Source organism: Micromonospora sp. KLBMP9576, from assembly GCF_050941805.1.
Classification (GTDB): Bacteria; Actinomycetota; Actinomycetes; order Mycobacteriales; family Micromonosporaceae; genus Micromonospora.
The window spans coordinates 3,791,508-3,818,505 of record NZ_CP194567.1 but is presented as its reverse complement, the minus strand read 5'-3'; the positions used below and the strand labels follow the sequence as shown (position 1 = coordinate 3,818,505).

Annotated in this window: 3 protein-coding genes; all 3 read right to left on the bottom strand. The window is 75.4% G+C overall.

What is annotated here, in order from left to right:
• Genes ACQ452_RS16880 through ACQ452_RS16870 form a run of 3 tightly spaced genes read right to left on the bottom strand, consistent with a single transcriptional unit; the run spans window position 1 to window position 26,983 of the window.
• On the bottom strand, window positions 1-9,351 hold the full coding sequence (locus ACQ452_RS16880) for an amino acid adenylation domain-containing protein (RefSeq protein ID WP_433385481.1): 9,351 nt from the start codon (window positions 9,349-9,351) through the stop codon (window positions 1-3).
• Entirely contained in the window at window positions 9,351-13,409 is a 4,059-nt protein-coding gene (locus ACQ452_RS16875; protein ID WP_433385478.1) for an amino acid adenylation domain-containing protein, read from the bottom strand. Before ACQ452_RS16875 ends, ACQ452_RS16880 begins: the two co-directional genes overlap by 1 nt.
• Window positions 13,406-26,983, bottom strand: a complete 13,578-nt coding sequence (locus ACQ452_RS16870) for an amino acid adenylation domain-containing protein (protein ID WP_433385475.1) — start codon at window positions 26,981-26,983, stop codon at window positions 13,406-13,408. The genes ACQ452_RS16875 and ACQ452_RS16870 overlap by 4 nt, the downstream gene beginning before the upstream one ends.
• Between the last annotated feature and the right edge of the window lie 15 nt (window positions 26,984-26,998).

The following is a 26,998-nucleotide window of genomic DNA, read 5'->3' as shown; positions in this document are numbered from 1 at the left end:
TCAGCTCACCGCCTCGTTGATGGTCTCGGCCACGCCTCGGGCGTGCGGCGCCGCGACGATGCCGTAGTGGGTGGTGTCGACGAGCTGCCACGCGAGCCCGGCCAGGTGCGTGCGCCACCGCCGGGCCTGCTCCGGCGGCGGGCCGAGCGCCGGCAGGCCGGCCGTCGGGCGGCCCGCCAACCAGAGCCGGGCGGGCGTGCCGGCCAGCCGGGGCAGGGCGTGCCCCGCCATGCTCGCCAGGTTGGCCCGGCAGCGGCGCGCCAGCGCGTCCGCGTACGCCGACGCCGCGCCGCCCGCCCCCGTCGCCGCCCCCAGCTCGTGGGCGAAGAGCGCGGCGAGCCGGTCCTCGTCGTACGCCCCGAGGACCGGCGCCGCGTCCGGCGGTGGCGGGTCGATCAGGTAGAGCTCGTCCGCCGGCTGGCCGGTGGCCTCCGCCTCCGCCGCCATCCCGAGCGCCACCCAGGCCCCGAACGACCACCCGGCGAGCCGCCAGCGCCACTCGTCGCGGGGGAACCGGGCCCGCAGCGCGGCGTGGTAGCGCGTTGCGCGCTCGGCGAGTGACCAGTCCGGCCACCCCGGGCGGGTCAGGGCGGGGTCGGCGATCACGCAGACGGTGAGCCGCGGGTCGAGCGCCGACACCAGCGACCGGTACGCCTGGACGTCGCCGCCGACGGGATGGACCAGGCAGAGCACGGTGCGTCCCCGGCCGGCCTGCCAGACCTGCACCGCCACGGCCGGCCCGGCGGGCTCGGCGACGCGGACCGGCTCGCCGAGCAGCCCCAGCATCTCGGTCAGGCTCACCCGGTGGCTGAGCTGCGACAGGCTGAGGCTGACGCCGAAGTGCTCCTTGGCCTCATCGATGAGGTCCAGCAGCAGCAGCGAGTCGGCGCCCAGGTCGTAGAGGGACGCGGCCGGGTCGATCGTCTCGGTGCCCAGCCGGTCACGCAGCCACCCGCCGACCCGCTCGGCGGCCGACGGTGCCGGCACGACGGGGTCGTCGTCCCGCGGCCCGGCCGGCGGCGCGTAGAACTCCCGCGCCCGATCCAGCGCCGTGGTGCAGACGAGCAGGTGCGGCAGCCGCAGCCGCAGGGCCTGCGCCAGGAGCCGCCGCCCCTCGTCCACCTGGAGGCCGACCGCCAGGTGTGCCCGGTGCCGGGCGTCGGTGGGCAGGGCGTCGCGGGCCATGCCCACCTCGCGCCAGACGTCCCAGTCCACACAGATGCGCGCCGTGCTGTCGGCGTCGGTCGCCCGGTGCCGGGCGAACCCGGCCAGCAGCCCGTTGGTGGCGGCGTAGTCGAGTTGCCCGACGCCGCCGAGTTGCGCCGACATCGACGAGCAGTAGAGGACGAACGCGGGGCGGTGGGAGGCGATCAGGCGCTCGACGAGCAGCGCGCCGTGGGTGCGGCCCGCCGTGGCGGCCCGCATCGCGGCGGCGTCCCGCCGGCTGATCAACCCGCCGGCCGCGACCCCCGCGGCGTGCACCACCCCGTCGATCCGGCCGGTCAGGGCGTCGAGCCGGGCCACCAGTTCGTCCGGGCCGGTCTCGGCCAGGTCCGCCTCGACGAGGTCGACGCGGTCGCTCCATGGCGTCAGCGCGGCCGGCAGCGACCCGTGCCGCGACAGCAGGATCACCCGGCAGTCGCCCTGCTCCAGCAGCCACGCCGCGATGCTGCGCCCGATGCCGCCGGTGCCGCCCAGGACCACGTGGACGGCGGGTCCGGGCGGCAGCGGCGGCGGTGCCGGTGTGGCCGGCGGGTGGACCGGCAGGAGCGCCTGCTCCCACCAGTAGCCGTCGCGCAGCGCGAGTCGCCGTGGCGGTGGGGTCTCCTGCGCCAGCAGCGCCGCCAGCGCCGGCGCCCAGTCCGCCGCATCCGGGCCGGGCAGGTCCAACCAGTGGCCCGCGACGGCGTCCTCCTGGGGCGCCACCTCGCACACCCCGGCGAGCAGGCCCAGCTCCGGCCGGTGCACGTCGCCGACGACGGGTTGCGCCTGCCGCGACAGCCACCAGGCCCGCAGCCGGGGCCGCCGCGGCAGCCCGGCGAGGGCCCCCAGCAGCGCCGCCGGGGCGTCGACGCAGGCCCGGTAGGAGTGGGCCAGGGTGTCCGCGCCGACCGGTCCCTCGACGGCCAGCGGCAGCGCGTGCACCCACTCGACGCCCCGGTCGGCGCCGGCCGACGCGTCCCGGGCCGCCCCGGCGGGTCGGGACGCCGCCAGCGCCTCGATCAGCAGGGTCAGCGAGGCGGGGTCCACCGGGTCGACCTCGTAGCTGTCCGGCCCGAGCCGGGCGAAGCCGTCCGCCGCGGTGACGGCCACGACCCGCTCGTGGGAGGCCGCGAACGCGCGCAGCAGGGCCGGCGACGGTGCGCCCGCCGTCATGACCACCAACGTCTCCGGGCGGCGGGCCGTGGCGTGCAGCCCCGCGTGCCGCCAGCGCACCCAGTGCGGTTGGTGCAGCCACTCGGACTCGGGCAGCCGGGCCGGCCACGGCTGATCGGCCGGCCCGCCCGGCGACGGCGTGGTCCCGTTGGCCGCCGACGCTGCGCCGTGCGGCGACGCTGCGCCGTGCGGCGACGGCGGTCCCGCGACGCGGGCGAAGTCGTGGTCGACGAGCGCGAACGCCGGCGGGGGGAAGTCCCAGGGCGGCTGCGCCGGCCCGGCCGGCCAGCGGATCGGGCACCCGGCCAGCCAGGCGGCGGCCAGCTCGGCCGGCGGCGGCGTACCGGCCGGGCCGGTGATCCCCGTGACCTCGACGGGCATGGCGTCGACGGGGGTGACCTCGACGGGCGTCGCGGTGCGCAGCCAGGCCACGGCGGCGGCCACGTCGGCGCAGCCGGCGGCGGCCCGCCAGCGGCCCGGCGACCGGCCGGCCTGCAGGTGACGCAGCACCTGGCGGTAGGCCTCGGGTCGGGCCGTGAGGTAGTCGGCGATCCGCTCCGCGTCGAGGCGCAGGGCGGCGGCGCTGCCGCTGGCGAGCACCACCACCGGTACGCCGGGGCGCGGCGGCACCCCCGGCCCGGCGCCGGCCGGCTCGGCCGCCTCGCAGACCAGATGGGCGTTGGTGCCGCCGATGCCGAAGCTGCTCACCGCCGCCACGCGCGGCCGGTCGACCGGCCAGGGCCGGGACTTCGGGGGGACGTAGAACGGGGTCGGATCGGGGCCCAGCCGCGGGTTGAGCCGGCGGAAGTCGACGTTCGGCGGGATCAGCCCGTGGTGCACGGCCAACGCCGCGCGTACCAGGCCGACGACCCCGGCCGCCGCGCCGAGGTGACCGATCTGGCTCTTCACCGAGGCCAGCGCGGTCCGGCCGGACTCGGTGAGGTCGAACGCCTGGCGCAGCGCCGCCACCTCCACCGGGTCGCCCAGCTCCGTGCCGGTGCCGTGCGCCTCCACGTAGCCCAGGTCGCCGCCGACCCGGCCGCTGCGGCGCAGCGCGGCCCGGATCACCTCGCGCTGGCCGGCGACCGAGGGAGCGGCGAAACCGAGCTTCTGCGCGCCGTCGTTGGTGACGGCCGATCCGGTGATCACCGCGTAGACGGTGTCGCCGTCGCGCCGGGCCAGCCGCAGGGGCTTGAGCACCACCACGCCCACCCCGCTGGCGCCGACGGTGCCGCCGGCGTCGTCGCTGAACGGCCGGCAGTGCCCGTCCGGGGAGAAGATGTGCTGGGGCTGGTAGCGGTAGCCGGCGCCCAGCAGCGGGTCCACCAGCACGCCGCCGACCAGCATCACGTCGCTGTCGCCCTGGCGCAGCAGCCCCGCCGCGACGTGCACCCCCACCAACGAGCTGGCGCAGGCCGCCTGCACGGTGAAGGCCGGCCCGGTCAGGCCCAGGTGGTAGGCGACCTTCGTGGCGAGGAAGTCCTTCTCGTGGTGCAGGGCCAGCTGGAACGGGTCCGGCAGCCGTGCCGGGTCGGCCTCGCGCAGCATCGTCTGGAAGTAGGTGTTCTCGCCGCAGCTCGCGAGCAGGCCGACCCGTCGGCCGGCGGGATCGGCGATGCCGGCGTGCGCCAACGCCTCGACACAGCTCATCAGCAGGTGCCGCTGCTGCGGATCCATCAGCCGCGCCTCGGCCCGGCTGATGCCGAAGTGCCCGGGGTCGAAGCCGAGCGGCCCGGCCAGCTGGGCGCGCGCGCCGACGAGACCGTCGGCGGCGTCGAAGTGCGCGATGCCCCGCTCGCCGGCCTCCACCATCGCCCAGAAGGCGGCCAGGTCGTCGGCGCCGGGCAACCGGACGGCCATCCCCACCACGGCGACCGGCTCGTCCGCCGGGCCCGCGGCGGCCCCGTCCCGTCGCGCCGCCAGCTCCGCCGCCCGGTGTGCCGGCCCGTCCGCCGGTGGCGTCGCCGCCGTCGGGCGGCTCGGCACCGGCGCGCCGGTGCCGGCCCCCTGCGCGCCGAGGAACCGGGCGAGGCGGCGGATGGTGACGTGCTCGAACAGGTCGGGGATGCTCAGCGGCAGCCCCTCGGCAACGCAGCGCAGGTGGAAGCGCATCAGGTCGAGGCTGCCGGCCCCCAGGTCGGAGAAGCGCCGGTCCGGTTCGACCGGCACCGCGACCACCTGCGCGAAGAGCCCCGCCAGCCGCGCCTCCAGCGCCGACATGACCGGTGCCGGCGCGGCGCCTCCCGGCCGCAGCTCCTCGCCCGGCGCGCTCGACGCGCGGCGGCGGTCCAGCTTCCCGCTGGCCGTACGCGGCAGCTCCGCCAGCCACCGGAACCGGTCCACCCGCACGTACCCGGGCAGCAGCCGCGCGAGGTGGGCGGTCAGCTCCTCCGGCGTGGGCGCACCGGCCCGGAACTCCAGGCAGGCGACCAGGTGCGGGTGCTCGTGCACCACCACGGCGTTGACGACCGCCGGGTGCGTCAGCAGCGCCGCCTCGACCTGGCCCAGCTCCAGCCGGTACCCGCTCACCTTCACCTGCTGGTCGTCACGACCCAGGTAGTGCAGCAGTCCGTCCCGGTCGAACCGGGCCTGGTCGCCGCTGCGGAAGAACCAGCCGAGCCCGGGCAACTCGACGAAGCGGGCCCGGTCGAGCGCCGTATCGTCGAGATAGCAGGGCGCCACCAGCTCCCCGCCGATCAACAGCCGCCCCGGGCAGCCCGGCGGCACCACCTCGTCGGCGGAGTCCACCACCCGCAACCAGGTGTTGGCGACGGGCCGGCCGATGGCGGGGCGGGTCGGCCAGGTGGCCGGGTCCCCGTCGAGGCAGAGGCCGCTGACCACGTGGGTCTCCGTCGGTCCGTAGTGGTTGAACAGGCGCGCGCCGGGCAGCCCCGCGAACCAGCGGCGGATGCTGTCGGTGCAGACGAGCTGCTCGCCGGCGGTGACGACCTCCCGCAACCGCGACGGATAGCGGCCGAGGCGCACCCCGTGCTCGGCCAGCAGTTGCAGGGCGACGTACGGCAGGAAGATCCGCTCGATGCCGGCGGCGTCGAGGTGTTCCAGCAGCGCCGGCATGTCCTGCCGCCGGCCGGGCCGGGGCAGGTGCAGGGTGCCGCCGCCGCAGAGCGTGCCGAAGATCTCCTGGAAGGAGACGTCGAAGGAGAGCATGGAGAACTGCACGGTCGCCGCCCGGCCCGCCAGGCCGCCGGCCCCGGCCTGCCAGCGCAGGAGGTTGACCAGCAGGGCGTCGCCGACCTGGACCCCCTTCGGAGTCCCGGTCGAGCCCGAGGTGAACAGCGTGTACAGCGGGCGGCCGGCGTACGTCGGGGCAACCGGCGTGCTCGACCGGGACAGGAGCACACGGTGGCGCGGGTGGCCGCCCCCGTCGATGGCGTCGAGTGCGGGCTCGTCGCCGGGCGCCAGCAGCACGCACAGCGGGTCGACCTGGCCCAGGACGTGGCGCAGCAACGCCGGTGGGTAGGACCGGTCCAGCGGCACGACGGTCAGGTTGAGCCGGGCCGCGGCCAGCAGCGCCACCACGTGTTCCACCGACGGCTCGAAGAACAGGGCGACGTGCTGCGGGCCGTCGGTCGGCACCGGATGGCGTCGCGCCAGCTCGGCGGCGAGCGACGAGGCGTACCCGTCGAGGTCGGCGTAGCTGAGCTTGCGCTCCCCGGCGACCAGCGCGGTGGCGGCCGGCTCCGCCCGGGCCCGTGCCGCGAAGCACTCGGCCACCGTCGCCGGCGGCCCGGCGCCGGACGCCGCCGACGGGAGGGCCAGCGGGGTACGCGGGCCCCGGCCGGGCTCGGGCAGGCTTCTGCGGTGCGGCCGCACCAGCTCGGCCAGCGTGCACGTGCCGGTGCCGGTCACCGCGTCCAGGCCACGCCGGAACAACTCGGCCGCCGCGGCCACGTCGGCGGCGTCGAAGTGCTCGTCGGCGTACTCCCAGAGACAGTCGAGCCCGGACTCGTGCTCGACGACCGAGAGGGTCAGCGGGCACTTGGCGTCGGTCGGCGCCAGCCACACCGGGCGGGACGCGCAGCCGGGCAGCGCCAGCGCCGAGAAGTCGGTGTTGTCGAGGACGAAGAGGAAGTCGAACAGCGGCGCGTCGGCGTCGAAATCGTGGTCGGCGACGGCGTGTGCGAGCGCCACGTCCCGGGCGTCGAGCACCACGCGTACGGCGTCGGCCTGTCGCCGCAGCTGCGCGCGCAACTCCTCCCGCGGTGCGAGCGCCAGGGGCAGCAGCACGGTGTTGGCGAACATGCCGACGCTGGCGGCGAAGTCGCGTACGGGGCGGTTCGCCACCGGGCTGGCGACGCGCGGATGGGTGCGGCCGGTCACCCCGTGCACCGCCCAGCCGAAGAGCGTCAGCAGCAGCGGGAAGCGGGTCAGGCCCAGCTCGGCGCAGAGCCGGTCGAGGGCGGCGCGGCGTACCGGGTCGATCGTGGTCCGCAGCAGGTGGTCCCCGGCGCCGCCCCGCCGTCGGATCGGTCGCAGCGGCGCGGAGATCTCCTCCACGGCGGCGTAGTGCTCGCGCAGGGCGTCGCGTTGCGCCCGGTAGGCCGGGTGGGCGAACCAGTCGGCCTGCCACCGGGCGTAGTCCAGCGGGGTCGGCGCGTCCTCGCCGGCGGGCGCGGCCCCGCCGTCCAGCGCCGCCGCGTACCCGGCCGACAGGTCGCGCAACAGCACGTCTAGCGACCAGCCGTCGACCGCGATGTGGTGCAGGTGCAGCAGCAGCACCCCGCCGCCGTCGCCGGCCAGCCAGTACGCCCGCAGCAGGCGCGGCTGCCCGAGGTCGAACGGGACGGCGAAGAGGGCGCGGGCGCGCTCGCGCCACCCGGCCGCGTCGGGGTCGGCCTCGGGCTCGCCCCACGGGTCGTAGGGCTCGCCCACCTCCTGGCGCAGCCCCTCGGGCGCGCCCCGGAACGCGGTACGCAGCGCCGCGTGACGCGCCACCACCCGGCGCAGCGCCGTGCGTAGCGCGCCGGCGTCGACCCGGCCGGTCAGCTCGAAGGCGAGCCCCACGTGGTAGGCGGTGGACGCGGGCGAGCGTTGCCGCAGCAGCCAGAGCCGCTGCTGTTCGGAGGTGGCGGGGGCGCTGCGGGCACCGGCCGGGGGAGCCGGCACCGGATACGGCGCACCGGTCGTGCTGCGGGCCGTCCCGATCGCCGCGGCCAACTCGGCGAGGTCGCCGCCCAGCACCACCGCCTGCGGCACCTCGCCGCCCCAGCGCCGCTGGATCTCGAAGCGCAGCCGCAGCGCCTTGAGCGAATCGCCGCCGCTGGCGATCCACCGGTCCGTCGGCCGCAGGTCGGGTACGCCCAGCACCTCGCCCGCCAGCCCGAGCACGGCGCGCTGCCACGCCGTGACGGGCGCCCCGGCGGGGTCACCGTCACGCCCGTCGTGTGGGTGCGGGCCGTCGCGCCAGGGCGGGTCGTCGCGGCGCAGCAGCGCGTCGCGGTCCACCTTGCCGTTGGCGGTCAGCGGCAGCGCCTCGACCCGGTGCACCCGCTGCGGGCGCAGGTACGCCGGCAGGGTCGCGCCCAGGTGCCTGTCGAACTGCGCGAACGTCAGGCCGTCGGCGGTCACCACGTACGCCAGCAGCTCGTTCGTCCCGTGCGTCGGGTCACGTCGGGTGTCCACGTACGCCTGCCGGACCCCCGGGTGGGCGAGGATCTGCCGCTCCACCTCGCCGGGCTCCACCCGGAAGCCGCGCACCTTGACCTGCCGGTCGACCCGGCCGACGTACTCGACGCGGCCGGCGGTGTCGGCGCGCACGAGGTCGCCGGTGCGGTAGTGGCGCTCGGTGGCGCCGTCCAACCAGGGCAGCCGGACGAACCGGTCGGCGGTCTGCTCGGGCAGGTTGCGGTAGCCGACGGCCAGCGCCTCGCCCGCGAGGTGGAGCTCCGCGACCTCGCCCGGGGCGGCGAGGCGGGCGCCGTCGACCACCAGGTGCGCGTCGGTGCCCGGCAGCACCCGGCCGATCGGCACCACCTCCGCGTCGAAGTCGCGGGGGATCGGATGGCACAGGGCGAACGTGGTCGCCTCGGTGGGCCCGTAGACGTTGTGCAGCCGGGTGCGGCTGGCGGGGTTGTCGCGGTACCAGCGGCGGATCAGCCGGGCGTTGAGCTGCTCGCCGCCGACCAGCACCCGGTCGACCCCGGCGAAGCAGTGCGGCAGCTCGCCGACCACCGCGTTGAACAGCGCCACCGTGATGAAGAGCGTGTCGATCCGCTCCCGGCGCAGCGCGGCGTCGAGCAGCCGCGGCGTCGCCACCGTCTCGTCGTCGAGCACGACACAGCAGCTGCCGGTCAGCAGCGGCACCCAGACCTCGAAGCTGATCGCGTCGAACGCCGGGTTGGCGAGGCTCGCGTAGCGCGTGGCCGCGTCCAGCTCGAGGTAGCCGGGCCGGGCCAGCCGCAGGATGCCCGCGTCGCGCACCTGCACGCCCTTCGGGCGGCCCGTGGTGCCCGAGGTGTAGAAGACGAACGCGACGGGGGTGTCCCCCGCTGGCGGTTGCGCGTCCGCGCCGGCCGGGGCGGGTGGTGCGTCCGGTTGTCCGGCGGCGACGGGTGGGACGGGCACCGGCAGCAGCGCGGCCACCGGCAGCGGCCGGACCCCGTCGGGAAGCCCGCCGGGCACGTCGCCGCCGTGGACCACCGCCACGGCGGCCGAGTCGCGCAGCATGTGCCCCCGGCGCTCGGGCGGGCTCTGCCGGTCCAGCGGCACCACGGTCGCGCCGAGGCGCAGGATTCCGAGCATGACGCAGACCAACTGCCAGCCGCGGGGCAGGTGCACCGCGACGGCCTGCCCGGGGCGGGCCCCGGCCCGGTGGAGGGACCGGGCGACCGCGGCGCTGGCGGCGTCCAGCTCGGCATAGCTGAGGCGCCGCTCGCCGTCGGCCACCGCGTCGGCGTCGGGGGTGCGGCGGGCCTGGGCGAGCACCGCGTCGGCGAGGCCGGTACGGGGTGCCATCACGCCTCCCGTCCGGCCGGCGTGGTCGCGCCCGCCGCCCGGAGCCGGTCCACCTCGGCGCGCAGCAGCGCGGCGACCCGCAGCACCACCGCGCTCTCCAGGATGTCCCAGTGGTCGCAGTGGACCCGATCCAGCAGGAAGTCGGCGTCGCCGCGTCGCCGCCAGAAGGCGCGTACCTCGCGCAGGAAGGCCTCGTCGCGCCCGGCGGTGGCCTGCAACAGCACCAGTCGGGCCGGCGAACCGGGGGCCGGGTAGTCGCGCATGGTCGAGCGGTTGTGGTTGTAGACGCGGTGGTACTGCGCGATCTGCTCGTCGTCGATGCCCGGGTACATCCCGTTGAACTTGACCAGCTTGTCGCGGAACTCGGCCATGTCCACCGGCTCGATGCCGCCCCGGTGGTCGGGGTCGTCGGTGCCGAGGGTGTCCAGCAGGACCACGCTCACCCCGGTATGCCCGGCGAGGGCCAGCCGGCGGCCCATCTCGTACGCGACCAGCCCGCCGTACGAGAGGCCGGTGAGCACCACCGGACCGTCGAGCAGGTGCGCGACCTGCCGCAGGTACGCCTGCGCCATCGCCTCGACCGTGGGCAGGAACTCCTCGCCCGGGTTCACCCCCGGGGACTGGATGCCGTACACGCCGAGGGACTCCGGCAGGGCCTTGGCCAGCGACAGGTAGCAGAACGCGGTGCCGCCGGCCGGGTGCACGCAGATCACCCGGCCGGTGCCGTCGCCCGCGCGGAACTCGATGAGGTTGCTCGGCGGCCGGCCGGACGCGCCCCGCCGCAGCCGGCCGCCGAGCGCCTCGATCGTCGGGTGCAGCATGATCTCGTGCACGGGCAGGGGCTCGCCGAACGCCTCGCCGATCGCATGGGCCAGCTTGATCGCCGAGATCGACGTGCCGCCCACGTCGAAGAAGCGGTCGGTGATGCCGATCTCCGGACGTAGCAGCAGCCGCTTCCAGATTTGGTAGAGGGTCAGCTCGATCTGGTCGCGCGGGCTGGCCAGGTTGACCTGCCAGGGCGCCCCGGCCCGGGCCAGCCGCAGCAACTCGGCCCGGTCGAGCTTGCCGTTGCCGGTCAGCGGCAGCCGGGGCAGCTCCACGAAGGACGACGGGATCATGTAGCCGGGCAGTCGCCGCGACAGCGCCTCGCGCCACTCGCTCGCCAGTAGCGGCGCCGCCCCGCCCCGACCGACCCCGGCGACGAGGCTCGGCTCGCCGGTGGCGTCGGCGTCGACGAGCACCGCCGCCTCGCGGACGTCCGGCCGGTCCCGCAGGGCGGCCTCGATCTCGCCCAGCTCGATCCGGAAGCCCCGGATCTTGACCTGGTTGTCGCGGCGGCCCAGGTATTCGATGTTCCCGTCCGGCAGCAGCCGGGCCAGGTCGCCCGTGCGGTAGACGCGTTCCCCCGGCACGAACGGGTCGGGAACGAACCGTTCGGCGGTCGCCGCCGGTCGGTGCAGGTAGCCGCGGGCGACGCCGACGCCCCCGATGTGGATCTCGCCGGTCACCCCGACCGGAACCGGCTCCAGCCGGTCGTCGAGCAGGTAGACGCGGGTGTTGGCCAGCGGCCGGCCGATGGGGCACCGCCGGGCCGTCGGCTGCGGGTCGAGGTAGGCGGTGCTGTAGACGGTGGTCTCGGTCGGCCCGTACCCGTTGAGGATCCGCAGGCCGGGCAGGGCCTGTTCGATGCGGTGCAGGGCCAGCTCCGGCAACGGCTCGACGCCGACCAGCAGGTGGCGCAGCGCGAGCCCGGCCAGCCGGCCCGCCGGGTCCTCGTCGATCCACCGGACGAAGGCCGGCGGCAGGTAGGCCTGCGCGACGCGGTGCTCGCGCAGCCAGCCCAGCAGCGCCGCCGGGTCGCCGCGCACGTCGTCGGGCACGAGGTGCAGCGCCCCGCCCGTGGCCAGCGGCAGGAAGATCTCCTGCACCGAGACGTCGAAGCCGACGCTCGACCAGAGCGCCGCCGCCTGACCGTCGGCGGCGCCGAGGCGCGACACCCAGTGCGTGATCAGGTTCGTGACACCGCCGTGGGCGACCGCGACGCCCTTGGGGCGGCCCGTCGAGCCCGACGTGTAGATCACGTACGCCAGGTTGGCGGGGTGCACGACGACGCTGGTCGGGCCGTCGTGGCGTCCCTCCGCCTCGACGGCGGCCAGGTCGCCCTCGCCGAGCACCAACGCCGGGGCGGCGTCCGCGATCATGGCGGCGAGCCGCTGCGGCGGCAGGGCCGGATCCAGTGGCAGGTAGGCGGCCCCGGCCTTGAGGACGCCCAGGATGGCGACGATCAGCCCCGCCGAGCGGCGCGCGTGCAGCCCCACCACCTGGTCGGGCCGTACGCCCCGGGCGATCAGGGCGTGCGCCAGGCGGTTGGCCCGCCGGTCGAGGGTGGCGTGGTCGAGCCGCTCGTGGCCGTCGGCCACGGCGAGCCGGTCGGGGTGCCGCCGCGCCTGCGCCGCGATGCGCGCCACCACGTCCGCCGGCCCGGTCAGCGGCCGTGCGGTGCGGTTCCACTCGACCACCGTGCGGTGCCGTTGCGCCGCGTCGAGCAGCGGCAGCGCACCGACCGGCGTGGACGGGTCGGCCGCGATCCGGCTGAGCAGGTGGACGAAGTGCCCGGCCAGCCGGGCGATCGTGGCGGCGTCGAAGAGGTCGGTGTCGTACTCGAAGAGGACGTGCAGCTCGTCGGCGTGCTCGAGCACCTCGACCGACAGGTCGAACTTCGCCGCGCCGGTGCTGCTGGACCGGGGCCGCAGCACCAGACCCGGCAGCCCGACCCGGCCGCGCGGAATGTTCTGCAGCACCAGCATCACCTGGAACAGCGGCGAGTAGCTGCTGTGCCGTTCCGGGTTGAGCGCGTCCACGAGCTGCTCGAACGGCAGGTCGGGATGGGCGTACGCGTCGAGCAGGTGCCGGCGGACGTCGGCCAGCAACGCCGCGAAGGACTGCTCCGCCGCCAGCCGGTTGCGGATCACCACGGTGTTGACGAAGTGGCCGATCAGGCCCTCCACGTCGCGGTGGTTGCGGTTGGCGAACGGGGTACCGACGCAGACGTCGTCCTGCCCGCTGTAGCGCCACAGCAGCACCGACAGGGCGGCCATGAGCGTCATGAAGAGCGTGGCGTCGCCCGCCCGGCCGACCTCCCGCAACCCCCGCAGCACCGCCGCGTCCACGGTCGTGGCGTGATGGTCGCCGCGGTAGCGCTGCACCGCCGGCCGGGGCCGGTCGGTCGGCAGGGCCAGCAGCGCGGGCGCGCCGGCCAGCGTCCGCGTCCAGTAGTCGAGCTGGCGGTCCAGCTCGCCGCCGTCGAGCTGCCGGCGCTGCCACAGCACGTAGTCCGGGTACTGCACCGGCAACGCCGCGAGTGCGGGGGCGTCGCCCCGCACGCGCGCGGCGTAGCACGCGGCGACCTCGCCGATCAGGAGGCCGACGGACCAGCCGTCGGCCACCATGTGGTGCACGGTGAGCAGCCAGCGGTGCTCGTCGGCGGCCAACCGGAGCAGGTGGCCGCGGACCAGCGGGCCGGTGGCCAGGTCGAACGGCGCCCGCGCCTCGGCCTCGGTGACCTCGTCGGCGCGGCGCGACCGCTGCGCGGCCGGCAGTGCGGTGAGGTCCGTGACCGGCAGGGCGACCGGCCCGGCCGGGCGCACGAGCTGGCGGGGTTCCCCGTCGACCAGGGCGAAGACGGTACGCAACGCCTCGTGCCGGCGGACCACCTCGGTCAGGGCGTGGGCCAGCGCCGACACGTCCAGGGCGCCCGTGACGTCGAACGCCACCGGGTTGTTGTAGAAGGGATTGCCGGGGGAGAGCTGGTCCAGGAACCAGAGCTGCCGCTGGGCGTACGCGACCGGCACCGGCGCGTCGGGCCGCGCCCGGCGGGGGATGGCGTCCGGGTCGGCGCCGGTCAGGATCGCGACCAGCTCCTGCTTGTGGGCTGTGATGTCGGCCAGCAGGTCGGGGGTGAGGACCTCGCGGGCGCCCGTGAGGCGCAGCCGGTCGCCGTCGACCCGCAACCCCACCGCGTGCCGGTTCAGCGTGTCGAGCAACTCGAAGGCGTTCACAGCTCCACCGTTATCGTGTCGGGGGCCGTGGCGCCGGGCTCGGGCGGGGCCGTTCCCGGACGGCCGCCACCGAGCAGCGCGTAGACCAGCCGGTGCGAGGTTTCCAGGTCGAACAGGGCCGCCAGCGCTGCGGTGTCCAGCGAGCCGATCCCGCACAGGCCGAGACCCAGGTCGGGGGCGGCCATCGTCAGCAACTGGGCCATGGCGCCCGCCTCGATGGCGGTGAAGGTCCCGCTCTGCTCCTGGTACAGGGGCTCGATGGCCGCGCGCTGCGCCACCAGGAAGAGCGCGAAGGCGGCGCTGTCGTAGACCGGCCGGTTGACGAAGTAGTCGAAGGCGTCCGGGCTCAGCTCGCGGTCGCGGCCGAGCGCCACCAGCCGGTGCGCCGCCGGGTCGTGGTAGTACGCCCCACCCGGCACGCCGCTGATGCGCCCCGCCTTGACCAGCACGTACGTCTGCACGGCGTAGGTGCCGCCGGCCGAGCCGTACTGGAATCGGCCCCGCCCGTCGGCTTCCCGCTCGGCGAGGGTGGCCAGCAGCCGGCCGAACGCCCCGGCCGGCAGCGGTTGCGCGTCGAACCGCCGCAGCGAGCGGTGCGCGGCGTAGCGCCGCACGTACGCCGGGTCGACCGGCGCGGCCAGCGCGACCGCCGGGGTGCCGGCCGGGAGGGCGCGGCGGCCCCGCCCGGCCGTCGTGAACGCGGCGCGGTCGGCCGGGTCCTCGACCACCGTGGCGGCCTGCCGCGCGGTCGCGACGACGGCCCGCTCGGCGGTGTGCTCGCGGAACATCCGCAGCAGGTCGGCGAGGGTCGGCTGGCGCATCAGCCGGGCCAGCTTCGGCCGGAACCCCAGCGAGCCGGCGAGGGCGTTGGCGATCCGCACGATGTCGATCGAGGTGGCGCCGAGCAGCAGCAGGTTGGCGTCGGGTGCGACGGCGGGCAGGTCGAGGATCTCGGCGACGATCTCCGCGAGCTGCTTCTCGGCCGGGTCGGCGAGCACCGGCGCCTCGCCGGTGGGGACCGCCGTCGGTGCGGGATCGGGGAGCTGAGCCCGGTCGACCTTGCCGTTGGCCGACAGCGGCAGCGCGTCGAGCAGGGTGAACGACGCCGGCACCATGTACGCCGGCAGCCGCCGCTCCAGGTACGCGACCAGCGCGGCCGGTTCGGGCGCGGTACCCGCGGGCACCACGTACGCGGCCAGCCGCTTGTCGCCCTGCGCATCGCCGAGCAGCCGCAGCGCGGCGGCGCGCACCGCCGGGTGGGCCTCCAACGCCGCCTCGATCTCGCCCAGCTCGATCCGGTAGCCGTGCACCTTGACCTGACCGTCCTCGCGGCCGAGGAACTCGATCGTGCCGTCGGGCCGCAGCCGGCCCAGGTCCCCGGTGCGGTAGAGCCGCGCGCCGGTGACCGGGTGCGCGACGAAACTGGCCGCCGTCGCCGCCTCGTCGCGCCAGTAGCCCAGGGCCAGCCCGGCGCCGCTGATGTAGAGGTCGCCGGTGGCCCAGGTGGGCCGGGGACGCAGTGCCTCGTCCAGCACGTGGACTCCCTGGTGGTCCAGCGCCCGGCCGTAGGGGATGCTGCGCCAGGCCGGATCGACCTCGTCGACCGGATGGTGGATGGACCAGATCGACGCCTCGGTGGCGCCGCCGAGGCTCTCCACCCGGATCGCGGGCAGCGCCCCGCGCAGCCGGTCGGGGAGGGTGAGCGGGATCCAGTCCCCGGAGAGCATGGCCAGCCGCAGCGACGCCGGCAGCGGGTTACCGGCGTCGGCGTGGTCGAGCAGGAGCCCGGCCAGGGCCGGCACCGAGTTCCACACGCTGACCCGGTGGGCGTGGGACACGTCCCGCCAGTGGGCCGGGTCGCGGGCCAGTTCCGGGTCGAGCGTCACGACCGCCGCGCCGGCCGCGAGCGCGCCGAAGATGTCGAAGACGGAGAGGTCGAAGCTGAGCGCGCTGACGGCCAGGACCCGGTCGGCGGGCCCGACGCCGAAGCGCCCGATGACGTCGAGGAGCGTGTTCACCGCGCCCCGATGGTCGATCGTCACACCCTTCGGCGTGCCGGTGGACCCGGACGTGTAGATCACGTACGCGACGTCGGCCTCGGTCAGCTCGACCGGCCGGAGCGCCGGCCCGCCCGGGCCGACGGTGTTCGCGTCCACCACCAGGCGCTCGACGCCGTCGGGCAGCGCCACCCCGTCGGATCCCACCAGGACCAGTCCCGCCCCGGCGCGCTGGAGCACCCGGTCCACCCGCTCGGCCGGCCAGTCCGGGTCGAGCGGCAGGTACGCGCCCCCGGCGTGCAGCACGGCGAGGGTGGCGACGACCTGCCGCCAACCCCGGTCGAGCAGCACCCCGACGAGCCGGCCGGGCCGTACGCCCCGCTCCTGGAGCCGCCCGGCCAGCCGCCGCGCCTCGACGCCCAGCGTGGCGTGGTCCAGCCGCCGGTCCGGGGCGAGCACCGCCGGCGCCGTCGGGGTCGCCAGGGCCTGCCGGTCCACCAACTCGTGCAGGAGCCCCCGGTCGGCCGGCGGGGCCGCCGGCACCGGCGGCGCGAGCGGCCCGTCCAGGGTGGTGTGCCAGGCGTCCGGCTCCTCCAGCCGGCGGAGCAGCGTCCGGTACGCCGCGAACATCTCGGCGACCAGGCCCGCGGGGAAGAGCTCGTCGATGCTGTCCCAGTTGACGTGCAGCCGACCGCCGGCCTCCAGCACCGTGTGGTCGATCCACACCTGCGGGGTCTGGGTGATGCCGTGCACGACCTCGCCGCCGAGCGCCGCCGCGAGGCCGCTGTCGCCGACCTCGGGTGCGGCCTCGGCCAGCGTGCTGTTGAAGACGACCGGCAGGGCGGCGTGCCGGGTGCCGCGGGCGCGGGCGAGTTCGCGGTTGACCCGTACGCCGCTGACCGCCGAATGGTCGATGTCCTGCCAGAGCTGCTCCTGCACGGCGCGGGCGCGGGTCACGAAGTCGACGCCGGCGGCCGCGTCGACCTCCAGCAGCACCAGCGAGGTGAAGTCGCCCAGCACGGCGTTGATGCCCGGATGCAGCGGCAGCCGGTTGAACAGCGGCAGGCTCAGCGTGAACCGCCGCTGGCGGCTCCACCGGGCCAGCACCTGCGCGAACGCGGTCACCAGCAGCACCGACGGGGTGACGCCGTGCCGGCCGGCCGTCGCCTTGAGCCGGCTCCAGCGCTCGGCCGGCAGCACCTCGTCGTAGCGCGTGAATCGGGGCCGCGCGACGCTCTCCGGCTGGCGTTCCAGGGGCAGCCCGGGGGCGGGGGCCAGCGTGGTGACCCGCTTGCGCCAGTAGTCGAGTGCCCGCTCGTGGCGCGGCGTGCGCCGCAGCGCCCGTTCGGCCAGCACGTAGTCGCGGAAGGTCACCGCGAGCGGCGGCAGGTCGGCGTCCGGCTCGGCGTAGAGGACCGCCAGCTCGTGTTCCAGGATCTGCCCGCTGGCCGCGTCGAGGATCAGCGCGTCGAGGCCGACGTGCAGGCGCACCTCCCCGTCGAGCAGGGTCACCGCGAACTCGAACAGCGGCCAGCGGCTCGCGTCGAACAACCTGTGCGACATCCGTTCCCGGGTCTCGCCCAGCCGGCGGCGCACGGTCTGCGGGTCGAGCCCGCGCAGGTCCTGCCGTGGCAGCGCATAGCGCGGCACGCTCCGCAGCACCCGCTGGGTGCCGTCGTGGAAGACGGCGCGGAGCATGTCGTGGCGGTTGATCAGCCGGTGCAGCGCGCGGGTGAAGCGTTCCTCGTCGAAGTCGCGCAGCCGCAGTTCGCTGTAGCCGTGCGCCCCGACCCCGCCGAGTTCGATGGTGGACCCGCGTCCCACCCAGTAGGCCTCCTGGATGTCGGTGAGCGGGAACGGCTCGTGCCGGCCGGCCGGGTCGGCGACGAGCGGCGGGAGGGCGTCGACGGCGACGGCGCCGGGGGCCGCCAGCTCGGCCGCCAGGTCCGCCAAAACCGGCTTCCGGAAGAGGGTACGCAGCGACAGTCGCGCCGACATCCGCTCGTTGATCGCGTGGACGAGCCGGGTCGCCAGCAGTGAGTGGCCGCCCAGCGCGAAGAAGTCGTCACGCGCGCCCACCCGGTCGCGGCGCAGCACCTCGGCCCAGATGGCGGCCATCCGGGCCTCCCGCTCGTCACGCGGCGCGACGTAGGAGGTGGCGACGTCGGCCTGCTCCGGCGCGCGCAGGGCCCGCCGGTCCAGCTTGCCGTTGGCGGTCAGCGGCAGCCGCTCCAGCACCACCCAGCGGGTCGGCACCAGGTGCTCGGGCAACCGGCGGCGCAGTTGCTCGCGGGCCGCCTCGGCGGTGACGTCGCCGACCAGGTAGCCGACCAGGTGCGGGTCGCCGGGGGTGTCCTCGCGCAGCAGGACGGCCGCCTCGCGCATGCCGGGAACGTGCCGCAGGGCGCTCTCCACCTCGCCCGGCTCGACCCGGAAGCCGCGCACCTTGACCTGGTCGTCGGCCCGTCCCACGAACTCGATGGTCCCGTCGGCGCGGCGGCGGGCCAGGTCGCCGCTGCGGTACATCCGCTGGCCGGGCCCGGCGAACGGATCGGGCAGGAACCGTGCGGCGGTCGCCGCCGGCTGGTTGAGGTAGCCGCGCGCCAGGCCGGCGCCGCCGATGTGCAGCTCGCCGAGCACACCGGCCGGCACCGGTTCGCCCCGCTCGTCGAGCACGTAGAGGCGGGCGTTGGCGATGGGCCGGCCGATGGGCGGCAGCGCCGGCCAGTGGGCCGCGGCCGGGGTGGCCATGGCGAACTGGCTGACCACGTGGGTCTCGGTCGGGCCGTACTGGTTGTAGAGGTACCGCCCACCCAGCCCGGCGACCAGGGCGCGGAGGCGGTCGTCGACCCGCAGCGCCTCGCCGGCGGTGACGATCTCGCAGCCGGGCGCGAGCGGGGTCGCGGCGGTGGTGAGGCCCGCCATCTGGTGCAGCACGGCCGCCGGCAGGAACGCCCGCCGCACCCCCTCCTCGGCGAGGAGGTCCCGCAGCCGGCCCAGGTCCCTGCCGCGTTCCGCGTCGATCAGGACCAGCGTGCCGCCCTGGCAGAGGGTGCTCCAGATCTCCTGCGCGGAGACGTCGAAGCCGATCGACGCGAACTGGAGCACCCGCCCCGGCGCGGGGCTGCCCGGCGCGGCGTAGCGGAGCTGCCAGTCGATCAGGTTGTCCAGGCACCGCCAGGTCTGGGCCACGCCCTTGGGCCGGCCGGTGGAGCCGGAGGTGTGGATGACGTAGGCGAGGTGGTCGGGGTGGGTGCCGGGGTCGGGGTCGGTGGTGGGTTTCCGGGCCCAGTGTGGGGTGTCGGTGTCGAGGTCGATCAGCGGTGCGGTGGTGAGGTTGTCGAGGGCGGCGCGGGTCGGGCCGTGGGTGAGGACGGCGACCGGGGCGCCGTCGGCCAGCAGGTGGGCCAGGCGTTCGGCGGGGTGGGCCGGGTCCAGGGGAAGGTACGCCCCGCCGGCCCGGGCGACGGCCAGCAGCGCGACGATCAGCTCCGGCGACCTGCGCAGGCAGACCGCGACGAGGGTGTCGGGGCCGACGCCGTGCTCGCGCAGGTGGTGGGCGAGTTGGTTGGCGCGCGCGTCGAGGTCGCGGTAGGTGAGCGCGGTTCCCTCGAACGTCACGGCGACCGCGTCGGGGGTCGCGGCGACCCGCTGCGCGAAGCGGTCGACCACGCCCCGCTCCACCGGGGACGGCGCGGCCTGGCGCAGCGCCTGCTCCCGTTCCCGCTCGTCGAGCAGGGTGAGCTGGTCGACCGGCTGGTCGGGGTGTGCGACGAGTTGGGTGAGGACGTGGCGCAGGTAGGCGATGTGCCGCTGGGCGGTGGCGGTGTCGAACAGGGCGGTGGCGTATTCGAGGCTGCCGGTGATGCGGCCGTCGTGCTCGGCGAGCGCGAGCGTGAGGTCGAACTTGGCCGTGGTGTGGGGCGGCGGCAGGGCGGTGACCCGCAGGCCCGGGAGGGTCAGCTCGCCGTCGTCGGTGTTCTGCCAGGCGAACATGACCTGGAAGAGGGGGGTGTGGGCGAGGTTGCGGGTGGGGTTGGTGGCTTCGACGACTTGTTCGAAGGGGAGGTCCTGGTGGTCGAGGGTGGTGAGGGTGAGGTCGCGGATGCGGTGTAGGAGTTGGGTGGTGGTGGGGTTGTCGGTGAGGTCGATGCGTAGGGCGAGGGTGTTGACGAAGAAGCCGATGAGGTTTTCGAGTTCGGCGCGGCGGCGGTTGGCGGTGGGGGTGCCGATGATGAGGTCGTGGTGGCCGGTGAGGCGGGACAGGACGATGGCCCAGGCGGTGAGGAGGGTCATGTAGAGGGTGGTGCCGTGTTGGGTGGTGAGGGTTTTGAGGGTGGTGGTGAGGTGGGTGTCGATGGTGATGGGGAGGTGGGCGCCGTGGTGGTTTTGTTCGGTGGGGCGGGGTCGGTCGGTGGGTAGGTGGAGCAGGGTGGGTGCGTCGGCGAGGGTGTGTCGCCAGTGGGTTTCCTGGCGTTGTGCGGTGCCGTCGGTGAGCCATTGGCGTTGCCAGGCGGCGTAGTCGGCGTACTGCACGGGCAGTGGTGGCAGCGGGTCGGGGTGGCCGTGGTGGTGCGCGGCGTAGAGCACCCCGAGTTCCCGCACGAGGACGCCGAAGGACCAGCCGTCGGAGACCACGTGGTGCATCGTGACGAGCAGGACGTGCCGGTCGGGGGCGAGGGCGACCAGGCGGCCCCGGATCAGCGGGCCGGCGGTCAGGTCGAACGGGGCCGTGAACTCCTCGTCCTGGAGCCGGGCCAGTGAGGTGGCGGCGTCGGACGCCCCGGTGAGGTCGTGCGTGTGCAGGGTGAAGCCGGCCCCGGGCGCATCGACGTGCTGGTGGACGTCGGAGCCGGCGGGGACGAGGCGGGTACGCAGGGCCTCGTGCCGGGCGACCAGGGCGTCCAGGGCGGCCCGCAGCGCGTCCCGGTCGAGCCAGCCGGCCAGCTCCAGGGCCAGCGGCATGTGGTACGTGTGGCCGAGACCGCCGAGCCGCTCCAGGAACCACAGCCGTCGCTGCGCGAAGGAGGGCTCCAGCGCACCGGTCCGGTCGACCGGGCGGATCGGCGGCAGCACGTCGCGGCCGTCCGGCGTCAAACGGGCGACGAAGGCGGTCAGGACCGGCGCCGCGAAGAGCGCCGCCGGGGAGACCTCCCGCCCCAGCACCTGCCGGATCCGGGCGACCAGCCGCATGGCGAGCAGCGAGTGGCCGCCCAGCGCGAAGAAATCGTCGTGCCGGCCGACCCGCTCGACCCCCAGCACCTCCGCCCAGACGCCGGCGACCATGGTCTCCAGCAGGCCGACCGGCTCGACGTGCCCGCGCCGGCCGAAGGCCTCCCCGTCCGGTGCCGGCAGCGCCATCCGGTCGAGCTTGCCGTTGGGCGTCAGCGGCCACGCGGTCAGCCGGACGTACGCGGCGGGCACCATGTGCTCCGGCAGTTCGTCGGCGAGCCGGTCCCGCAGCCGCGCGGCGTCCGGCGCCCGTCCCGCCCCGTCCAGCACGTACGCGACGAGCCGCTGGTCGCCGCCGGCGTCCGGGCGCGCCACGACGACCGCCTCCCGCACGCCCTCGACGGCCGCCAACCGGGCCTCGATCTCGCCCAGTTCGACGCGGAAGCCCCGGATCTTCACCTGGAAGTCGTCGCGGCCCAGGAACTCCAGTTCCCCGCCCGGCAGCCGGCGACCCAGGTCGCCGGTGCGGTAGAGCCGCTCGCCCGGCACGAACGGGTTGGCCCGGAAGCGCCGTGCGGTCAGCTCGGGCCGGTTCAGGTAGCCGCGCGCCACGCCCGCGCCACCGATGTGGATCTCGCCGAGGGCCCCGTCCGGTACCGGCTCGCCCCCGGCGTCGAGCAGGTAGACACGCACGTTCGGCAGCGGCCGGCCGATCGGCAGGCAGGTCGCCCCGGCGAGGCCGTCCACGGGAAGCAGGTGGCAGGTGCTGTCGACGGCCGCCTCGGTCACCCCGTACGCGTTGACGATCCGCACCCGCGGGCCGCACAGCGCCCGGAGCTGCACTGCGTTCGCGACGGTCCAGGCGTCCGAGCCGCAGACCACCGTCTCCAACCCGGCGAGGTTCCCGCCGGTGGACTCCAGGTGCGCCAGCAGCGGGTTGAGCACCGCCGGCACGAAGTCGGCGAAGTCCACGTCGTGGCGGCGCAGCAGGTCGTACAGGCCCGCACTGTCCAGCAGCAGCGGGCGCGGGCAGAGCACCAGCCGCCCGCCGAAGCCGAGGGACCGCACCACGTCGGCGGTGAAGACGTCGAAGGAGAAGCTCGCCATCTGCAGGTGCGTCAGGCCGGGACGCAGGTCGAAGAGGTGCTCCCAGGCGGCGGCGACCGCCACCACCTGCCGGTGCTCCACCAGCACCCCGTTCGCAGTGCCGGAGGTGCCGGACGTGTAGATGACGTACGCCAGGTGGTGCGCGCCCAACCCGTCGACGACCGGGTCGGTCGCCGGCAGCCCCGCCCAGGCCGCCGCGTCGAGGTCCAGGTCGACCACGGCAGTGTCGAGCCCGGCGAGCGCGGCGTGCAGCCGCGCGCGGGCCGGGCCGTGGGTCAGCGCCACCACCGGCGTGCTGTCGCGCAGCATGGCGGCGAGCCGCTCGACCGGGTAGGCCGGGTCCAGCGGGAGGTAGGCGGCGCCCGCCTTGAGGACCGCCAGCAGGCCCACCACCGTCTCCAGCGACCGTTCGACGCAGATCGCCACCAACCGGTCCGGCCCGACGCCCCTGGCCCGCAGGTGGTGGGCCAGCCGGTTGGCCCGCGCGTTCAGCTCGCCGTAGCTGAGCCGCTCGTCGCCGAGGACGAGAGCCACCGCGTCCGGGTCGCGGGCGGCCCGCGCCTCGACGAGGTGGTGCACGCAGCGCCCCGGCGGGTACGCCACCGTGGCGTCGTTGCCCTCCTCGACGAGCCGGCGGCGCTCGGCGTCCGGCAGCACGTCGAGCCCGCCCGCCGGCGCGTCCGGCGTGCCCTCCAGCGCGTCGGTCAGCGTCTCCAGCGCGCGGTGGACCATCGCGCAGACCCGCTCCGGCGCCACCCCGGCGGCGACGGCGACGGTCAGCACGACGTCGTCGCGCAGGTCGTCGACGTCCAGCGCGATCGGGTAGTTGCCGCGTTCCTCGGCTGCCACGAAGGTCAGCGCGTCGCCGCCGGGGTCCGGCGCGGGGGCGTCCGACTCGGCCAGCACCTCGGCGTGGCGGTAGTTGAGCAGGGCGGTGAAGAGCGGTGCCGGCGGTGCCACCCCGCTGCACGACTGCGCCAGCGCCAGCGACGCGTGCTCGTGCCGGATCAGCCCGGTCAGCGACCGGTGGGTGCGCAGCACGCAGTCCGCGGCGCCCGTGTCGCCGAGGGTGACCCGCAGGGGAAGCGTGTTGAGGAAGGGGCCGAGGATCCGGTCGCTGCCCGCGCCGGCGTCCATCCGGCCGGAGAGCACGGTGCCGAAGACCACGTCGCGCTGGCCGCCGGCCCGGGCCAGCACCTGGGCCCAGGCGACATGGAAGAGGCTGGTCATCCCGACCTGGAGCACCTGGGCGCGTCGCCGCAGCCGCCGCGTGAGCGCCGGACCGAGCCGCAACCGGGCGTCGCGCATGGTGTGGCCGTCGCCGTGGATGTCCCGCAGGCCGAAGGGCACGGTGGGGGTGTCGACGCCGGCGAGCATCCGACGGAAGAAGCTCTCCTGTTCGGCCCGGTCCGCGCCGCGCCGGATCCGCGCCACGAAGTCGCGGAAGGGCAGCGGCGGCGGCAGCCGGTCGCCCGCACCGGCCAGGTACGCGCGGACCTCGGCCCGTAGCTGCTTGAGTGAGGTGTTGTCGTCGACGATGTGGTGGATCAGCTCCACGGCCAGCCACCCGCCGTCGCGCGGGTCTTGGGCGACCAGCAGCCGCAGCAGCGGGGCCTGGTCCAGCGGCAGGCGGGCGTACTGCCGGTCGACGTGTTCGCGTAGCTGGCGGAGCGGGTCGCCGCCGGTCGGGTCGAGGGTGACCTCCTGCACCGGCAGGGGCGCGCGGCGCCACACCACCTGCACCGGCTCGTTGATGCCGTGCCACACCACGGCGGTACGCAGCACGTCGTGCCGGGCGACCACCGCCTCCAGCGCGGTGCGGTAGCGGTCCAACCGGCCCCGGTCGGCGAAGCGCAGGACGGTGGTGACCAGGTAGGGGTCGCGGTCGCGGGCCATCAGGTGGTGGAAGAGCATCCCCTCCTGCACCGGGGCCAGGGGGTAGATGTCCTGCACGTTCGGCGCCCCGCCGGGCACCGTGGCGACGACCGCGTCGATCTCCGGCTGGCTCAGCTCCACCAGCGGCAGCAGGTCCGGGGTGATCCGGTGGCAGCCGGCCGGGATGGGTTGAGCCGTCACGTCGGCCCGCTCCGCGTCGGCACCCACCGCGGCGGCCAGATCGGCCAGGACCGGCGAGGCGAAGAGCGCGCGTACGTCGGCGGGCAGGCCCCGGCGGCGCATCCGCTCCAGCACCCGCAGGGCCAGCAGCGAATGCCCGCCCAGCGCGAAGAAGTTGTCGTGCCGGCCGACCCGCTCGACGCCGAGCACCTCGGCCCAGATGGCGGCGAGGGCGGTCTCCGTCGCGCCGACCGGCTCGGCGTAGAGCCGGGTGGCGAAGGCCGTCCCGTCGGGGGCGGGCAGCGCGTGGCGGTCCAGCTTGCCGTTGGGCGTGAGCGGCCACTCGGCGACCCGCACGTACGCGGCCGGGACCATGTGCTCCGGCAGCACACCGGCCAGCCGGGTCCGCAGCGCCTCGGCGGTCAGCCGGCGCACCGACGCCGTGTAGTAGCCGACCAGGCGCGGCTCGCCCGTGGCGTCCGCCGCGACCGTCACCACCGCGTCGCGTACGCCGGGACAGGCGGCCAGCCGGGCCTCGACCTCGCCCAGCTCGACGCGGTAGCCACGGACCTGCACCTGGGAGTCGTTGCGGCCCAGGTACTCGAGACCGCCGTCGGCGCGGTGGCGCACGAGGTCCCCGGTGGCGTAGAGCCGGTCCCCGGCGACGAAGGGGCTGGGCCGGAAGCGCTCCGCCGTCAGCGCGGGCCGGTTGAGGTAGCCGCGTGCCACCCCCGCCCCGCCGACGTGCAGCTCGCCGACCACCCCGGGCGGCACCGGTTCGCCCCGCGCGTCGAGCACGTATGGCCGCAGGTCCCCGAGGGGTCGCCCGATCGGGCTCACCCCCGGCCGTTCGGCGTCGGCCGGGGTCAGCGGCCGGTGGGTCACGTGCACGGTGGTCTCGGTGATGCCGTACATGTTGACCAGCTCGGTGCGCCCGTTGCGCGCGTCCGCGTACCACGTCCGCAGCATCGTCGGGTCCAGCGCCTCGCCGCCGAAGACCACCGTACGCAGCCGGTGCGCCCCCGCGCTGTCGGCCTGCGCGGCGATCAGGCCCCGGAACGCGCTGGGGGTCTGGTTGAGCACCGTCACGCCCTCGTCGCAGAGCAGCCGGTGGAAGTCGGCGGGGGAACGGCCGATCGGCTGGGGCACGATCACCAGCCGGCCGCCGTGCAGCAACGCCCCCCAGATCTCCCACACCGAGAAGTCGAACGCGAAGGAGTGGAAGAGGCTCCACACGTCCGTCGGACCGAAGCCGAACGACTCCGCCGTGGCGGAGAAGAGCCGCGCCACGTTGGCGTGCGTGACCATGACGCCCTTGGGGCGGCCGGTGGAGCCGGAGGTGTGGATGACGTAGGCGAGGTGGTCGGGGTGGGTGCCGGGGTCGGGGTCGGTGGTGGGTTTCCGGGCCCAGTGTGGGGTGTCGGTGTCGAGGTCGATCAGCGGTGCGGTGGTGAGGCCGTCGAGGGCGGCGCGGGTCGGGCCGTGGGTGAGGACGGCGACCGGGGCGGTGTCCCGGAGCAGCTCGCCCCGGCGCTCGGCGGGATGGGCGGGATCCAGCGGGACGTACGCGCCGCCGGCCCTGAGGACGGCCAGCAGCGCGACGATCAGTTCGGGCGAGCGGTCCAGGCAGACCGCGACGAGGGTGTCGGGGCCGACGCCGCGCTCGCGCAGGTGGTGGGCGAGTCGGTTGGCGCGCGCGTCGAGGTCGCGGTAGGTCAGTGTGGTCGCCCCGCACGTCACGGCGACCGCGTCGGGGGCGGCGGCGACCCGCTGGGCGAACAGCGCGGGGATCGTCCGTCGCACCGGGTACGCGGCAGCGCCGTTCCAGGACGCCAGGAGTTCGCGACGCTCCGCCGGGTCGAGCAGGGTGAGCTGGTCGACCGGCTGGTCGGGGTGTGCGACGAGTTGGGTGAGGACGTGGCGCAGGTAGGCGATGTGCCGCTCGGCGGTGGCGGTGTCGAACAGGGCGGTGGCGTATTCCAGGCTGCCGGTGATGCGGCCGTCGCGCTCGGCCAGCGAGAGGGTGAGGTCGAACTTCGCGCTGTTCCACGGGCTGCGCAGGGTGCTCACGTCGACGCCGGGCAGGTCCAGCTCCACGTCGTCGGTGTTCTGCCAGGCGAACATGACCTGGAAGAGGGGGGTGTGGGCGAGGTTGCGGGTGGGGTTGGTGGCTTCGACGACTTGTTCGAAGGGGAGGTCCTGGTGGTCGAGGGTGGTGAGGGTGAGGTCGCGGATGCGGTGTAGGAGTTGGGTGGTGGTGGGGTTGTCGGTGAGGTCGATGCGTAGGGCGAGGGTGTTGACGAAGAAGCCGATGAGGTTTTCGAGTTCGGCGCGGCGGCGGTTGGCGGTGGGGGTGCCGATGATGAGGTCGTGGTGGCCGGTGAGGCGGGACAGGACGATGGCCCAGGCGGTGAGGAGGGTCATGTAGAGGGTGGTGCCGTGTTGGGTGGTGAGGGTTTTGAGGGTGGTGGTGAGGTGGGTGTCGATGGTGATGGGTAGGTGGTTGCCGTGGTGGTTTTGTTCGGTGGGGCGGGGTCGGTCGGTGGGTAGTGGCAGGAGGGTGGGTGCGTTGGTGAGGGTGTGTCGCCAGTGGGTTTCCTGGCGTTGTGCGGTGCCGTCGGTGAGCCATCGGCGTTGCCAGGCGGCGTAGTCGGCGTATTGGATGGGCAGGGGTGGCAGGGGGTCGGGTCGGCCCTCGTGGTGTGCGGTGTAGAGCGTTCCCAGTTCGCGGGTGAGGACGCCGATGGACCAGCCGTCGGAGACGATGTGGTGCATCGTGACGAGCAGGACGTGCCGGTCGGGGGCGAGGGTGATCAGGCGGCCCCGGATCAGGGGACCGGTGCTCAGGTCGAACGGTGCGGTGCTCTCCTCCTGCTGCAGGCGGGCCAGTCGGGCGTCGGCGTCGGGCGCGCCGGTCAGATCCTCGTGGCGCAGGGCGAACCCGCCCGGCGGGTCGATGCGCTGGCCCACGTCCTCCCCGTCGGCGACGATGCGGGTGCGCAGCACCTCGTGCCGGGCGACCAGCGCGTCCAGGGCCGCCCGCAGCGCATCCCGGTCGAGCCGGCCGTCGAGCTGGAGGGCGAGGGGCATGTGGTAGGCGTGGCCGAGCCGGCCGAGGCGTTCCAGGACCCACAACCGCTGCTGCGCGAAGGAGAGCGGCAGCAGACCGCGGCGGTCCGGCAGGCGCTCGATCTCGGCGGGTGTCCGTGCCGGGGGGACCCGATCGCGGGACGAGACACGCATCGGGTGATCTTCCGG